The 16,695-nt window shown below is 47.4% G+C and carries 12 protein-coding genes; 10 read left to right on the top strand and 2 right to left on the bottom strand.

Annotation, left to right across the window (positions count from 1 at the left end):
* Window positions 1-9: 9 nt before the first annotated feature.
* The 9 genes from proB to KFE26_RS01660 all read left to right on the top strand — a co-directional run bounded on the left by proB (window position 10) and on the right by KFE26_RS01660 (window position 12,194).
* On the top strand, window positions 10-1,110 hold the full coding sequence (gene proB, locus KFE26_RS01700; protein ID WP_198572455.1) for a glutamate 5-kinase: 1,101 nt from the start codon (window positions 10-12) through the stop codon (window positions 1,108-1,110).
* Window positions 1,111-1,158: 48 nt separating this feature from the next.
* Entirely contained in the window at window positions 1,159-2,406 is a 1,248-nt protein-coding gene (locus KFE26_RS01695) for a glutamate-5-semialdehyde dehydrogenase (RefSeq protein ID WP_212599469.1), read from the top strand.
* Between the two features lie 402 nt (window positions 2,407-2,808).
* A complete protein-coding gene (locus KFE26_RS01690; RefSeq protein ID WP_212599468.1) occupies window positions 2,809-4,995 on the top strand; it encodes a TonB-dependent siderophore receptor in 2,187 nt (728 codons plus the stop codon).
* Between the two features lie 39 nt (window positions 4,996-5,034).
* Entirely contained in the window at window positions 5,035-5,676 is a 642-nt protein-coding gene (locus tag KFE26_RS01685) for a nickel transporter (protein ID WP_105250717.1), read from the top strand.
* 26 nt (window positions 5,677-5,702) lie between these two features.
* Entirely contained in the window at window positions 5,703-6,752 is a 1,050-nt protein-coding gene (locus KFE26_RS01680; protein WP_212599467.1) for an efflux RND transporter periplasmic adaptor subunit, read from the top strand.
* Window positions 6,753-6,756: 4 nt separating this feature from the next.
* Window positions 6,757-9,924, top strand: a complete 3,168-nt coding sequence (locus tag KFE26_RS01675; protein WP_212599466.1) for an efflux RND transporter permease subunit — start codon at window positions 6,757-6,759, stop codon at window positions 9,922-9,924.
* Window positions 9,917-10,285 (top strand): hypothetical protein, encoded by a 369-nt coding sequence (locus KFE26_RS01670; RefSeq protein WP_105250720.1) that lies wholly within the window; start codon window positions 9,917-9,919, stop codon window positions 10,283-10,285. The genes KFE26_RS01675 and KFE26_RS01670 overlap by 8 nt, the downstream gene beginning before the upstream one ends.
* Window positions 10,282-11,871 (top strand): PepSY domain-containing protein, encoded by a 1,590-nt coding sequence (locus KFE26_RS01665; RefSeq protein ID WP_212599465.1) that lies wholly within the window; start codon window positions 10,282-10,284, stop codon window positions 11,869-11,871. The genes KFE26_RS01670 and KFE26_RS01665 overlap by 4 nt, the downstream gene beginning before the upstream one ends.
* Complete coding sequence (locus tag KFE26_RS01660; protein ID WP_212599464.1) at window positions 11,868-12,194, top strand: DUF3325 domain-containing protein; 327 nt, start codon at window positions 11,868-11,870, stop codon at window positions 12,192-12,194. The genes KFE26_RS01665 and KFE26_RS01660 overlap by 4 nt, the downstream gene beginning before the upstream one ends.
* Before the next feature lie 263 nt (window positions 12,195-12,457).
* On the opposite strand, the gene KFE26_RS01655 is transcribed toward KFE26_RS01660, so the two are convergent.
* Window positions 12,458-13,987 carry a P-loop NTPase fold protein gene (locus KFE26_RS01655; protein WP_212599463.1) on the bottom strand — a complete coding sequence of 510 codons (1,530 nt, stop codon included), beginning with the start codon at window positions 13,985-13,987 and terminating at the stop codon, window positions 12,458-12,460.
* 226 nt (window positions 13,988-14,213) lie between these two features.
* Complete coding sequence (locus tag KFE26_RS01650; RefSeq protein ID WP_212599462.1) at window positions 14,214-15,746, bottom strand: DUF3612 domain-containing protein; 1,533 nt, start codon at window positions 15,744-15,746, stop codon at window positions 14,214-14,216.
* 255 nt (window positions 15,747-16,001) lie between these two features.
* Here KFE26_RS01650 and KFE26_RS01645 point away from each other — a divergent pair, with 255 nt between their 5' ends.
* Entirely contained in the window at window positions 16,002-16,565 is a 564-nt protein-coding gene (locus tag KFE26_RS01645) for a malate synthase (RefSeq protein ID WP_011845404.1), read from the top strand.
* Window positions 16,566-16,695: the final 130 nt, after the last annotated feature.

Below are 16,695 nucleotides of genomic sequence, written 5' to 3'. Positions count from 1 at the left end.
CGCGCAGGTATGACTGACTTATCCTGGAAACGCATTGTCGTTAAAGTCGGTAGTGCCCTGATTGCTCCACACAAACAAGGTTGCAGCAGTCACTACTTACTCGGCATTGCCCAATTTATTACTTATTGTCGTGCCCAAGGGATCCAAGTTGTCTTGGTCTCTTCGGGCTCCGTCGCTGCAGGATGGCATCACTTTGGCGAGGTTGATAAACCGAGCGTCACAGTGAAAAAAGCCATGGCTGCAGCGGGTCAGGCCGATATGATGGCCACATGGAACAAGTTATTTGATTTCCCAACCGCACAGCTACTGTTAACCCACGGTGATTTACGCAATCGAGATCGTTACATCAGTATTAAAGACACGATTTTCAGCCTACTCGAACATGGGCTATTGCCTATCATCAACGAGAACGATGCCGTCACCGCCGACAAGCTCAAAGTTGGCGATAACGATAATCTCTCGGCCATGGTCGCCGCGGCGGCCGATGCCGATACGCTGATTATCTGTTCGGATGTGAATGGGCTTTACACGCAAAACCCCCATGAATATCCCGATGCACAGCTTATCAAGCAGGTGACCGAGATTAATGCCGAGATCTACGCCATGGCGGGCGGCGCCAGCAGTGCCGTCGGTACGGGGGGAATGCGGACTAAGATACAAGCCGCCAAGAAGGCGATTTCCCACGGGATCGAAACCTTTATTATTAATGGTTTTGATGCCGACTCATTCAACCAATTGTTGAAGGGCCAAAACCCAGGAACCTTATTTACCCCCGATGAGAAGCCAATGCAGGATCACTTGCACTGGATGACACATACCTCGCAGGCTCAAGGCGAAGTCATTGTTGAAAATGACTTTAATATCGCCCTTGATATCCATAGCGAGCAATTGACCAGTGACGATGTCGTTGCAATCAATGGGGACTTTTCTGTCGGTGACACCATTTTAGTACGCAAAGACGATGGCACTAAATTGGCCAAGGCCAAATCAAATTACAGCAGTTGTTTACTTAGCTTTATTACGGACCAAGACGATCGCGAGTTTGCCAGTGAATTTCAGCAAAAGACTGGACCGATTATTTCCGAGAAAAACATCGCCATTCTCGAATAAGCATCAGCCGAATAAAACTAAGCGAGTAAACATCTGAGCGGAGTAAATATGAATTTAATCAAAAACTTATCTCAAGAAGCTGCCAAAGCGGCTCTTATTCTCGCCCAAGTTGACGAACAGCTTAAAAATACTGTACTCCTCGACATGGCGCGTTCATTACGTGAAAAGTCCTACGAAATCCAAAGCGCTAACTTGATTGACCTACACAGAGCAACAGCCGATAACCTTGCCCCTGCAATGCTCGACCGTTTAACGCTAACACCAGAACGCGTAGAAGCCATGGCAGTAGGGATTGAAACCATCGCCGCCTTACCCGATCCCATTGGCAACGAACGCTATATTGGTCAACGACCTAATGGTTTATCCATCAGTAAGATGCGCGTTCCATTGGGCGTGGTTTGTATGATTTATGAAGCGCGCCCCAATGTCACCGCCGATGCGGGTGCCCTGTGCTTTAAATCCGGCAATGCCGTGATCCTGCGCGGTGGTAAAGAGGCGCTGCACAGCAGTAAAATTATCGCCACTATTTTGCAAAGCGTATTGAAACAATACGGCTTGCCCGAGGCGTTAATCACTGTAGTGCCAGACCCAGATCGCGCCCTCATGCTAGAACTGCTGCAGCAACGAGATTATATCGATGTGATCATTCCCCGCGGCGGCGAAGGCTTGATTAACTTTGTGACTGACAACAGTAAAATCCCAGTGATCCAGCATTTTAAAGGCGTGTGTCATTTATACGTCGACAAAGATGCCGATCTGGATATTGCTATGGACTTACTGCTCAACGGTAAAACCCAGCGCACTGGCGTATGTAATGCCCTCGAAGCCCTATTAGTACACCAAGAAATTGCCTCGCAATTCCTGCCTAAGGTAGCCAAAGCGCTGGCCGAGCATAAGGTTAAAATCAATGCTTGTACTCAAGCCGGTGGTTATTTTGAAAACTGTACTTACATGGAAGAAGACGATTTCGGCCAAGAGTATTTAGATCTCGAAATTGCCATTCGCCAAGTCGATCACTTTGACCATGCTATCCAACATATTGCCCGTTTTGGTAGCCAGCACACCGAAGTAATTTGCACCGAAAACGAAGTCACAGCCGCACACTTCCAACGTACGGTCGATGCTTCTGTGGTAATGGTCAATGCCTCTTCGCGCTTCTCCGACGGCAGCGAACTCGGCCTTGGAGCAGAAATCGGCATCGCGACCTCTAAGCTACATGCCTATGGCCCAATGGGACTCGAATCCTTGACCGCTGAGAAGTATTTAGTCTCAGGCACAGGCCAAGTGCGGGCGTAAACCTAAGCTGTAAATCACACTTTTAGGCTTAACAAGTCCGTTGGATTTCGATTCAATTGTAAAGATTAAAGGCCACAGTCGGTAACGACTGTGGCCTTTTTGTTGGCTAAATTGACCCTATCCACAACAGCCTGAGTTCCAAGTCGATGCCCTGAAACCGAGTTATAGTAAGGCATGCGCTAAAACCTCAGATCCCACTGCGACGGCTTATCACAGCTCGCTGACAAGCTATTCGCCAATAAGTTACAACCCAGCTTAAACAATTTACACATTGAGCATATTGCATTTATTTTAAACAAACCTATCATGCGATCGATTCTCATTTGCACCTAAACACTTTGTTTGCACTCAGGATCACCAATCATTATTTAATCTGAAATCGCCTGAAAGGATTGAAATACCATGCCTCCCCTATCTGTTTTAACGTCTTGGCGCTCGCCATTGATCCCTGTACTTCTCAGCACACTTACTCTGACGGTTCAAGCCAATACTGACCCTAAGCAAGATGAGAAAAAAGATACAGAACAGATAGAAAGATTGAACGTGGTAGGAACATACACCCGCGCGGCAATGAATAGCGCCACGGGTTTGTCTATGTCACTCAAAGAAACCCCACAAAGCGTCACTTTGATTACCGAAGAGATGATTAGCGACAAAGGTTTGGTCACTATGGAGTCAGTGTTAAATCACACTCCTGGCGTGACTATGGTGGGCGATGCCTCTGAAAATAGTCAGATATTCGTGCGCGGTTATGCACTAGACAGCGGTGTTCAAATTGACGGCTTAATCACAACCTCTTCATCCCATGTTTACAGCGGCTCAATTGATCAAGGTTTAGACCCTGTGATTGCCGAACGGGTTGAAGTATTAAAAGGAGCGGCTGGGATTTTAAGCGGTTTAGGTGAACCTTCTGCCACGGTTAATTTTATTCGTAAACGCCCAACGGATGACACCCGTGCCACGGCAAGTGCAAGTTATGGCTCATGGAATACCTATAGACTTGAGGCCGATGTTTCTGGCTGGCTAACGGATTCGGGCAATGTGAAAGGTCGATTCGTGAGTGCGGTGAAGAAAGGCGACTCTTTTATCGATCGCTATCAGCGCGATACCACAGTGCTCTATGGCGTAGTTGAAACGAGTCTCGGCACAGATACTAGCTTGTCGCTATTTGCGGACTATCAAAAATCACAAACCGACGGTGTGTATAACTGGAACTCTAATCCCGCATTTTATACTGATGGCACAGCTGTCGATTTTGGCCGCAGCTACTCTAGCTCACAGGACTGGACCCATTGGGACGTGACCCAAAAGAGTCTTATGGCCGAATTTAAACATAGATTCGATAACGACTGGTCACTCGTCAGTGCCTATCGTATTGCTAACGCCACCATAGACGCATTGGCCTTTTACCCAGGCGATTATATCGTCAAATCAACCGGCGAATTTGTTGGCCCTTGGGGCGATACCTATGCAGCCCAACATGATCGCGAATCCGATACCAACAGTTTCAACCTGTATGCAACGGGTAACTTCGACTTACTCGGCCGTGAACATAGTGCGGTGATCGGTTTTAACTACGGTGACAACGAGTTCGATAACATCAACACAAACTCCGCACGCCAACGTCGCTATAACGTCGCGGATCAGGGCAATTACCCCAAGCCTAATATTCCTAATTCACCCACCAATGGCCAAACCAATGAGCAAAACCAATCGGGTGTTTACGGCACTGTCCGTGTCAATGTGTTGGATTCACTGAAATTAATGGTCGGTGGACGCGTAAGTAACTGGTCCTATGAAAAGCATGATCTCGTGGGTAACAGCACAGATGCAACCATGGAAAAAACCGGTATTTTCATCCCCTACTACGGCCTAGTCTACGATGTGACCGAGCAGATCGCTGTCTACGCTAGCCGTACTGAAATCTTCAAACCTGGCACCTATTTTGGTGAAGATGGCCAACTGCTCGAACCTGCAGAAGGCACAAACGTCGAAGGCGGCGTCAAGGTCGCGCTGTTCGATGACACGCTAAACATGTCAGCCGCCGTCTACGAAACCAATAAAGACAACGAACCTGAATATGCAGGTAAAGGTCAGCTACCTTCCGGTGACTCTATCTACGAAAGTGTGGATGGGATTACCACCAAGGGCTATGAGTTAGAAATAGCCGGACGTCTTACCGACTTATGGGATATCAGCGGCGGTTATACCCACAACAATGCAGAAGATAAAGATGGCCTACGTCGTCAAACTTATCTGCCCGAAGATATCTTCAAACTCACCACTAAATATAACTTTGAAGATATTCTGCCGGGCATTACTGCAGGTGCGAGCTGGCGCTGGCAGAGCAGCACCTTCTATCAAGGCACTATTTGGGGTGTCGATGGCGCGCCGAATGTGGCTTACCGCCAAACACAATCAGCCTACTCACTCGTTGACTTAATGTTTGGCTACCAAATCACACCATCTATTTCTATGCAATTGAACATTAACAATATTTTCGACAAGAACTACAACCGTTCACTCTGGGGTTACGCCGACTTTGGCGAGCCACGTAATGCCACACTGTCACTACGTTGGACGCTCTAAAACATAGCCCTAACCAGAAATAACATTAAGGATGATCAAATGAAACAAGCACTTGTAATACTCACTTTACTCGGCGGTATCGCTTTTTCGGCTCAAGCACATGAAGTATGGCTTGAGCGTAATAACGATGGTTCGGTTAAAGTGCAATTTGGCGAACCGGGTTCAGAGCAAGCTTCGGCAGAAGAGTTAGCATCGTTAAGCGCGGCGCGTATTTTCGCCGCCAATGCCAAGACACCGTTAACCGCCACAGCGCAGGCCGATCATCTACTGGTCAAAACCCAAGATAGCAAGAGTGACATCAGTTTCTATGCCGATACCGCGTGGCAACCATGGAAAACTGAGACCGGATTGCAGGCCGCAATACTCTATGCCCGCACGGGACAAGAACACACAAAAGCGCTGCAAGATTTTGAATTTACGCCAGTAAAGTCAGGCGTTCCCGAGTTTGTGCTTAGCTATAAAGGCGCACCACTGGTGAATCATCCAGTACAAGTTTATCGCCCCGGTTTTTGGAGTAAATCTTTCACCACCGATGCCCAAGGTAAATTCGCCCTCGATACCCCAGATGCGGGCCGCTACTTACTCGTCAGTAATCACACTACAGAAGGTAAACAAACACTCGCAGGCAACGAGGTTGATAGCGTTTTACACATCACCACCACGAGTTTTATCACTCAGTAATAATCTTATAGTGAGATGGAGTTAACGTGCGTTATTTAATGATAGGTTTATACATGCTGTGTTCTGCAGTACACGCAAGCACAGCACCTGTAACAGTCGCCTTGCCCCAAACAGGCAGTACCAATGAACTTTTGCCACTCAGTGGCTCCATTAAATCCGCACGGGTAGCCCGCTTATCTGCACGTACCGATGGCTTAGTTGCCAAAGTACTGGTCGATGCGGGCTCTAACGTTACCGCTGGCCAGCCTTTGCTCGCACTCGATGACACCTTAGCCATACACCAATTAGCACAGCGTCAGGCCGATGTAATGGCCGCTAAGACCATGCTGGCAGAAAAGCAGCGACTCCTCACCGAAGCGCAAACACTCAGTTCTCAGCAATTATTCCCCGAAACTGAGCGCGCGATTCGCCAAGCGGCGTTAACCGAAGCCGAAGCTAATCTGCAGAGTTTAACGGCGGCATTAGCACACCAAAAAGAGGTGGTCGCCCGTCACCAACTTATCGCGCCGTTTGCGGGAGTGATTGCAAGTAAACAAACTGAAACTGGTGAATGGGTCAATGTCGGCACTGAAATCTTCACCTTAGTATCCCAAGAACAGCTCTGGCTCGATATTCAAGTCCCACAGGAAATGTTCCAAAACATAGCCACTGCAACTCAAGTCGATATTGCCGCAGATATGCTGCCTGAACAGCAGTTTATCGGCCATGTGAATGCACTCGTCCCCGTGAGCGACCACAATGCTCGCAGCTTCTTGGTGCGCTTAACCATTCCTGATGCGAGTGGACTTTTGATGCCCGGCACATCGGCCACCGCCACCTTCCACTTACAGCGGGCGCAACACAGTGTTGTCGTGCCGCAAGATGCGCTAGTCCGTCACCCCGACGGCCAGTTCAGTGTCTTTACCGTGCAAAACAACATAGCCCAACGGCATACCGTTCAAGTGGGCCACACGAGCGCCATCGGGATTGAAATCCTTAGCCCATTACCTAAAGACGCGCCCGTAGTGATCCGCGGTAACGAAAGCCTACAAGACCAACAGCCAGTCTCTGTACTCAACTCTGCAGTAGGAGGTTAGTGGGATGCTGAAGTTTGGAATTAAACATGGCACCTTACTGTCGGTCATCGTCTTGATATTTTGCGTATTGGGCACGGCTGCAGCACTGCGTATCCCAATCCAAATGATCCCCGACTTAGATGTGCGCACCATCAGCGTGGCCACAGGTTGGCCGGGAGCAACACCGCAAGACGTCGAAAAAGAAATTCTGCTTGAGCAGGAACGCTACCTGCGCACCCTGCCCAACTTACAACGCATGACCTCTTGGGCTGATACGGGTTCGGCATGGATAGAACTCGAATTCCCCCAAAGCACAGAGATAAGCGATGCGCTTATTCGGGTTAGCAATGCGCTCAGCCAAGTGTCGTCTTATCCTGAAAACGTCGACCAACCAAGGCTTTACAGCAGTTCATATTCAGACAACGCTTTCATGTATTTCCGTCTCGTGCCTATCGCAGGCAACCCGCTAAATCTAGATATAGACATGATGCGCGATTTCGCTAACGACTTTATTCGGCCACAAATGGAGCGTGTCAAAGGCGTTTCCTCCGTCACCATTCAAGGCGGCGCCGAACGGCAAATTCAAATACGGCTCGATCCCGCCAAACTCGCCCAACGCGGCATCAGCATTATGGACGTGCGCCAAGCCATTAGATATCGCAACAAGGACACTTCTGCGGGCGATATCGACAGTGGTAAAAAACGTTATTTACTGCGGGTAATTGGCCGTTTTGAGGATTTAAATCAACTTAAGCAACTGATTTTAAAACGCCAAGGTAATACGAATATTCTGCTGCAAGACGTTGCCGAGATAAAACTCGACCACGCCGAGATCCGTGAGCTGTCCTTTGCCGAACAAGAACGAACCCTCAGCTTAGCGGTTAAGCGGGACGTCGGTTCTAACGTTATCGCCATCAAAGCCGCTATGATGCCTGTGGTAGCGCAGATCAATCAAAATCAACTCGCCCAGCACGCCATGCAATTAGAGTTATTCAGTGATGATGTGCGCTATGTGCAAGATTCGGTTGCAAATGTGTGGGTGAATTTGGGCCTAGGTGCATTGCTGGCAACCTTAGTCATGTACCTCTTTTTGCGCTCGAGTCGAGCCACCCTGATAGGCGTTATCGGTATTCCGCTGTGTACCTTAGCCGCCTTCGTCGGGCTGCTAGTGTTTGATCGCACTATTAATGTCATTTCGCTGGCGGGTGTGGCCTTTGCCATCGGCATGACGGTCGATAACAGCATTGTGGTGCTCGAAAGTATTGAGCAAGCACGCAGGCGCGGATTAGAGCGTCTCGAAGCAGCCATCAGTGGTATCTACGATGTGTGGCCCGCAGTATTAGCCTCGACACTCACCACAGTGCTAGTGTTTGTACCCATTCTATTTATCAAACAAGAAGCGGGGCAACTGTACTCGGATATCGCGATTGCCATCGCTTCATCCATTATTGCTTCTATGCTGGTTGCGGTGTTCATCGTACCCACCGCTATTGCTCGTTTTGGTTTCGGTAAGATGCACTCGGCGCAGACAAACCAAAGTAAGCAGCCCAAAGCATCACGCATATTGAGCTTAGTCAGTCAGCTGGTACTGTCAGCCAAACGCCGCGCCTTTGTGATTGTGCTGTCACTCGTCTTAACGATTGGGCTAGCGGCTTGGCTTATGCCTCCGGCCGAATATTTACCCGAAGGCGAAGAACCAAAAGCCTTTACCTCTATGGTCGCGCCGCCGGGTTACAACCTGTCGGAAATGGCTAAAATTGCAGAAGAATTAACGACTCAGCTATCGGCGAGAGTCAATGCCGAGGCGGCATCCTTTGAATCTGGTGAGCAAAAAATTCCGCCGCTAAAATACTATACCCTCAGCGTGGGTGTCGGCAGTATTTGGGTGATGAGCGAGCCCGTTCGCAGCCAAGATATGGATGCCATGATGAGCTCACTCACTGCCTTGTTTGAGCAATATCCGGGCATGCGCGCCTATTCATCGCGGGGTTCGATTATTTCCAGCAACGATGGTGGCACCCGCGCTGTCGCCTTGGATATTTCTGGCCCGAATCAAGCCAGTCTCTATCGCGCTGCCGAAGCGGCGTATCAAGCGGCGGAAAAAGTATTTGCCGAGCCGCAGCTGTATTCAGACCCATCGACCTTGTCGCTAGACCAACCGCTGTGGCAGATTTCCCCTCGCTGGCAACGTCTTGTAGAACAAGATTTTAGCGGCAGCGAGTTTGGCTATGCGGTTTCGGCACTGAGCGATGGCGCCTATGTCGACGAGTTTTTCCTCAATGATAACAAGGTGGATATCTTTCTATTTAGTCTGGCAGGCAATCAACAGAGTCTGTCGCAATTGGCACTCGCGCCGATAGTCACGCCTAAGGGTAATGTACTGCCACTGCAAGCCTTGGCCGACATTAGTGAGCAAATGGATAGCGACAGTTTACGCCGCGTCGATGGCCGCAGAACCGTGACTCTTTACATTATTCCGCCGCGTTCCATTGCGTTAGAAACCGCTGTGGCTAAGGTGCGGGAAGAATTAGTCCCCATCCTCTATCAACAGGGTGCTGTCGGCAAAGATGTCAGTTTGGATATTTCGGGCGCAGCCGATCAGCTCGAAGCGACGAAAGCGGCACTCTCCAGCAATTTTCTGGTCGCCGTGTTGATCATCTACTTGTTATTAGTCGCGATTTTTAATCACTGGGGTTATCCGTTATTTGTGCTGATCACTATCCCGCTCGGACTTGCGGGCGGTTTAGTCGGCTTACAAGCGCTTAATTCTATTGGCAGCTTATTTGCGTATCTTGGCGGCCAAGGTTGGCACCAACCCTTTGATATGATTACTATGCTTGGATTTCTAATCCTACTCGGCACAGTCGTTAACAACCCTATTTTGATCGTAGAACAGAGCCGTAAAAACCTGCAATCAGGTCAGTTTGGTGTCGTTGATGCCGTAAAATCTGCCGTCGCCAGTCGATTACGACCAATTCTAATGTCTACCGCGACGACCTTGTTTGGCTTATTGCCGTTGGTGTTATTCCCCGGTGCTGGCAGCGAACTCTACCGCGGCGTTGGCATAGTGGTATTGGCAGGCCTTATCGTGGCAACGCTACTCAGCTTAACCTTTTTACCCGCCCTGTTAATCTCTGTGCTATCCCGCACCCACAAGACAAATTCAGCAGAAGTGGCACACCATCATGACTGAAAAAACCAACATGACTCCGCCGTTAACACAAAGACTGATGCGCTGGAAAACGTCAGCCATCTGGAGCGATAGCCTGCACATAGGTAATCGCTGTCTCGCAGCAACCTTTGGTGGCTATTTGTTAAGTGCAGTCGCGACTATTTTGCTCGCGCAAATCCTGCCGTTATCTCAGGTTGATCGGGTGTTAACCGCCATGATGCTGTCATTTACAGTGTACACCTGCGCCGTGATTTGGGTGTTCAGCGTTAAATCAACATGGCGATACTGGCTGGATTTATTCGCGCTTAGCGGTCTGCTGTATTTAGCTTACCTCGCCGCTAAAGCGTTTGATGCTACAAGTGCTCAAGGGAGTGGATTATGAAAGACTCCTTTTTTCGTTCAATGACTTGGCTACACACTTGGGTTGGATTGCTCACCTGCTGGGTGTTGTTTCTGGTTTTTTTCGCCGGGACAGCGGCCTATTACCGTGCTGAAATCAACCTGTGGATGCAACCCGAAAACCACGGCAGCCAATATGATGCCAATGCGGATAATCAACAATTGATACTCAAGGGCCTCACGTCCTTGGCACAACAAGCGCCTGACGCTGAGTCATGGTGGATTTACTTACCCACACAACGGGTGCCATTACTGACCTATGCATGGAGCGATCCCGCCGCTGAAGGCCAGCGATTTGGTGATTATCATCAAGGCTTTATTAACCCTGCGACAGGTGAAGCCTTACCTAAAGCACGGGACAGCCGAGGGGGCGACTTTCTCTATCGACTACATTTCGACTTGTACTACATGAGTGTGCTCACGGCGCGTTGGATTGTCGGCTTTTGCACTATGTTCATGCTGGTCGCCATCATCAGCGGGATAGTGATCCACAAACGTATTTTTAAGGATTTCTTTAGTTTTCGCCCCGGAAAAGGCCCGCGCTCTTGGTTAGATGCCCATGTCGCCAGCTCAGTTCTCGCATTGCCTTTTCATCTTATGATCACTTACACCGGCCTAGTGACTTTGATGTTTATGTATATGCCATGGGGACTTAACACGCAATATGGTGATGAAACTCAAGCCTTTTATTCGCAATGGAAACCCATTTACCAAACTCCCGCCGCCACTGGCACGCCAGCCACTACGCTCGATAGTCAGAGTTTACTCAGTGCGATTCACAGTGTCGTGGGTGAGTCGCCACTTGAAGGCTTACAGTTTGATAATCTCAACGACAGCAATGCCAGCGTAACAGTCAAAATCGCCCCTGAGCACAGCTTAAATCAGCAAGCGCCTTGGTATCACTTGTCTACTGTGACAGGGGCTGTGTTGGCGCAGTCGGCTGTGACTTCGGGAGCAAATCAAACCCAAAGTGCCATGATAGCCCTGCACAGTGGTCGCTTTGCTGGCCAAGGCCTACGTTTACTGTATTTACTGGCGGGATTAACGGGCTGCGTGATGATCGCCAGCGGCGCGATTATGTGGGCCGATAAACTGGCACAAAAGCAGCTTAAAAAAGATAAGAATCATAGCGGGCTCACGCTAGTGAACATGTTGAATCTCGCCACCTTTGCTGGCCTGCCCATTGCGCTAGCCTGTTATTTTTATGCCAATCGACTCTTACCCGCCACCTTTGCAGATAGAGAGAACTGGGAAATCCATTGTTTCTTTATCAGTTGGGCGTTAGTCGCACTGCTCGCTTGTTTCAAACGAGATAAACAAACATGGCAACGACTTTTTTTACTCACAGCCTTGCTTTATGGCCTGCTACCCCTGCTCAATGCCATGACTTCGCAGTATCAGCTGATAAGCAATCTACAGCGCCAAGCCTATGTTCTCGCAGGATTTGATCTCATGATGCTCGCACTTGCAGCGCTGTTTTACATGGCAGCCAAACGCTTGCGTAGCCCTAAAAAAGTGCTGGCTACACGGGTAACCAAAGCGACGGCAGAATTAGGAGTTGAATCATGACAGCCACAGGCGAATTGTTAACCTGTTTTATCGCCATGGGACTGTTGGCCTTATCTTATTTTAGCCACCACCGCGCCGTGCGTAACCGCCCGTTAACCGATGTACAAGCACGCGGATTTCGCACCGCTGGTACTGCAACGCTCGTCCTGTGTTATTGGCTTGCCAGTCGTCATTACGGCCCAGCGTACGCCAGCGTATTACTGCTCGGCTGGGTGTGTTTAAGTTCGATAATCCTAGTGATTTTACTCAGTTACAAACCACGCTGGTTACAGCCCATATTGCCCGCCAGCACCGTAGTGTGTTTGCTCGGCTTGTTGTATTAACCAATGATTTTAAACACAAAATCACGTCAAGAATGAGCGAGACTGATTGCTAAAAAATCATAGAGTAGGGATTGTGAGATGAGTTCTTTTTAAAGCGATAAACAAATGAGTGACGACATAACTAATGATTAAGCACTTACACGCGAGTGCTTAATCATGTCAATTCCTGCGTATTTTTGAAGCTTACTATTCTTACATTAATACCAAAATTTCATAAATGGATAGCTCTAAAATGACTTAGGAGTATAGATAAGCGCTTCTTTCTATTCATCAAAAGACACCGCTAGCTCAACCCAGTTTTTATAATCTGACTTATTAGCTTTGAGATTCATAAGCCTTATTTGATACACCTTATTTGCTCTTTCAGTTAAGTTCGGAGATGAAGATGAAGATGAATATAATGAATCTTCCAGATTGCCTATAAATTTATCTTTTTCTCTCTGGTTCCAAGGAGAACACACCTTATTCATATTAGATAAGATCATATCAAGGCTTTGTTGAAGATCAACCAAAGAATCGGTATCCACCTCTCTTGGAAAAAAACCTTGCTCTCTGTTTTTATAAACCATGGGGAAAATATCGATTCGATAAGTTAATTTCCCAATAGATTGGCCAAAACTAGCCTCTTTATTGGTTGACTCAATCCATTCCTCATACAAAGAGTAATGCTTATCTCTCAATACAAATAGAATTAACAATAAATAAGGATTTAAAGTCTTATTTTGATTGCTTAAAACAGCTATAAATTTATCTGTTAACTGATCCGTTTCCCTTGGCGATAGTCTAAATCTATCGGCAACAATAGAAACAACTCTTGTGAAGTCATCGATCTCATCTAATCTAGGAATATATTCTTTCCACTTAGGATTATAAGTCACTTTGCTTTCTGCGATTCGGCTTACAAACTCATAGCGAGAAAGCTCAGTTAACGAATAACGGCGCCTAAAGAATCGCCCTAAATAGGTTTGTGCATCAAAGCCTTCCCCATAGACTGCTTTAACTGCATGCTGTAATTGCTCAGTATCAGTCGCAACAACAAATGCAATATTATCTAGCTCAAAGAAATGCTTCACGACTTCTAACATCTCTACTGCGTAACTTGGACGACAGCGATCTAATTCATCGATGAATATAAAAGCTGGTGCTTTTAAAGTACCCTTTTTATGTGCAATTACCGCAGTAATTAATTCTTTAATTTCAGATCGTAAATATTCAACCGACTTCAGTTTATCGTTGTGATCTTTCACTAAGCATTGTGCAATGGCTGCAGCAGACTCACTAAAAATATCTGATGAACTTTTGTCATCATTTTTAGGCTCATGTGTAATTTTGTCTTCGATTGAAATGTCATCTAAATTCAATCCAGTTGCCTTTTTAACCAATCCTTTGAGTAAAGCAGGTGCAGCAGCTTTGATAAAACGAGCCGTTTTTTCATTGATATTAGATACTATTTTATTTCCATGAGGTAATTGATCACTTAAAGCGTTTATCAAAGATGAAATCACCGTAAGCATTGGGTCGTCTGAATAGTCCTGCTTCCAAGCATCAATATAAACGACAGGGTGACTCTCTTTAATGCTCTCTATCCAGCGGTTAATGAAATAGGTTTTACCCGATCCCCACTTAGCGTTTAGGTTTAATACATAACCGCCATCGATGGCATTACTTGCCAAATAGTTGTGCAAAAATGAAGCGTATCTTGCTCTATTTAATGTGTCTTTTGGAAATAATTCCGTTCCATCAGTGCATAACATAGGCTTCTGCCAGTTAAACTCTACAATATCATCAAACATAAAATCCCTTTTTATTAATCAGTTACTCATACTTCAGAATAAAGTCGTTATTTTGTTTAACTATCAACTAAATGAGCGATACAGACAAACACAGGAGTCCACAGAGTTAAGCACTCTCATGGAAGTGACCGTTGGCGGCATGGATGCCGCCGTCGAGCCCTCAGGGACGAGTTTACGGCGAGTCACTGGAGTGAGAGTGCTTAACATCAATCCCATCTGCGATACTTTATTCAGTACCATCACACTGTGTTTTACCTGCTTGATAGCAACTGGGTTGGCGTGGGCATACGGCGCCGCGGGAGCAAATAAGGCGGGCGTCGTTTTTAATCCCACGTTCTATCCAGTTGATATTGAGGATTTTTGCAACGCTCACCAGATCGCTTTTAATGTGTTTGGGAATAGTGACTGAACCGCCGCTGGCGACACAGGCATTCTTCAAATCGTGGGCGATAGACAGGGCATCTTTGCCTTGGGCTTCAATCGCCGGATTCAAATCGATACCGGCACAGAGGACATGCGGGTTGCCCGCCGAGTCTTCGACTTTAATCGACTCGCAGCAGTAAATGCGGGGTTCGTTGCCGACGTTTAAAATCGAAATCTGTGCCGAAGTACCGACCGTCGGCTCACTGATCATCCTAAAGACGGCCCAATGCTGACAAGGGTCTTCCACTAGTCGCATATTACCCCAAGGCAGTGGAATACCGTTACCACGGTAAACGGCTTTGAGCTTGCCTGGTGCGTAAGCGTCGAAATAATGCCAATGGGGATAAGGAGATACGACAGTCATGCGCCGCATGGCAACCGAGGCTGACACTTGCAGTTGCTTGTGTACTTCAATCTCGTAACCGTGGCGGTCGAGTAATTGGCGATAAGGCACTTTAGGACACAGCAGCGCACCGGCGAAGAAGCTCGATTCAAAATCGCGCCATGCATGCAAGATATCCTGCGCGTTCAAGGTATTGGACTGCATACCCGCCTCTTCATCCACTTCTAATTTGCGGCCTGAGATCATCACACTCTTGAGGCCGTCCTTGTTGTGCAACACGCAATGACCTATGTGCACGGCTAAATCATATTTGAGTCTGTTGGGGCGATTTTTGAGGATTTTATTTACATAAATCGTGCTCGGCGGCTCAATAAATGAGGTGACCAACTGACGCGAACTCACGCCCATTTCATCGATAACTTCCTGCGGCGTACTGTCTATCCACTTGATTTTTAATCCCATTCCCTTAGCGATATCCAGCATATCGTCCAGAGATAAGGGCATACGTTTGAGGCCGACGTCTTCGGCGGCACGTTCAAGATCGGGGAAATGATTTTGATGGTGTTCTTGATGGGCGCGGATCAATAAATGGGCAAACTGCCGACCTGAGATCCCTGTTTGCGACAGCATCTCAGGTATCGCTATTTGTAAAATATCATTGGAAAACAAAAAGCTGGGCTCGAGTGCCATACCGCTTATGCCACCACGTCGGCCCTTGTCTGGCGTAATGGCGTTTTCTTCGGGCACATCGTCTAAGAACCATTCGGCGTCTTTTTGAAAAACCGCGGCGATCACAGCCAGCATTCCTGCACTCGGCACACGCTTGCCACGTTCGATCATCGACAAATATGACACAGAGGGCGCACTTCCCGCGTCGACTCGAATGCATCGTGCCGACAAATCTTCCATAGTTAAATTATTACGTTTCCGTAGGTTACGTATTTTTGTGCCTAGGAAATGTGATTTTCTCATCAAGCTCTGGTCATTGCGCATTTTGTAAAATTCACAGTGTAAAATTTTTATTGTGAAATTGTAGTCAAAAAAAGACTAGACTACAAATCAAGCAATCAAGGAAAGGCTAATGCGAACAAGCTAAGCCATTCCAGTACAAGAAATGCTTAACCACTCCCACTAAAAGTGGCTAAGCACTCAAAGCGGACAAACCAAATTGAAGACAAACTTTGATAAGCCAAAAGTTAAATCAAAACCCTGAATTTTTTTAAATTGAAAGAGTGAGAGGAACAAGCGATGAATATGTCAATTATCAAGAGCAACCAGATCCAACCGAATCTAAACAGCCTCATCGCAGAAGAAGTGCTAGCCGTGGCCCAAGTGAATGTCGCCGAGCACGAGAAGATCGCTAATGCGAAACAATTCCTCGACCGCCTCTTTCCACTTAACTCTGGTTCACACCAAGATGTGAGCAGCTATGTGGTTTACTACCAACACCTGTTGGCCTTTTTTGCCGACGGCAGCCACAGTGGTTTACGTCAGCCAAAACAGTTTGTGGCCTTTAACGGCACTAAAGATGCGCCTTGCGCCATAGTGTTACAGGACCTAGGTTGCCACGTTGAACTCAGTTTCGACCGCAGTGGCATGATAGGTGCGAGAGACGTTGCCAATCTGGAAGATATCCAAATCGGAACGTCATTAAACATGGTAGTCGGAACACCAGAGTCACGTTCTGCCGCATCGCGCCATTGGCTCAGCCTATTACATGCGGGTATGTCCAGCGCCAACGACACCCAAGATAAGTTGTTTACCGCAAAGGATGGCAGCGATTACAACTTGAAAAGTATCGTAAATTTATAATTTCACGCTTTGTAACCTCGCCATTTATTATCTAGCCAAGAAGATGAACTGAGCTCAGTTCATCTTCTTCGATTTACCCTCCTGCTTTGCCAAATCTTCTAAGAGTCAATAAAATTGATTAACTAGGTAA

The sequence above is a fragment of the Shewanella sp. M16 genome (genome assembly GCF_018224605.1).
GTDB lineage: Bacteria > Pseudomonadota > Gammaproteobacteria > Enterobacterales > Shewanellaceae > Shewanella > Shewanella oncorhynchi.
This window is presented reverse-complemented; position numbering and strand designations above follow the sequence as displayed.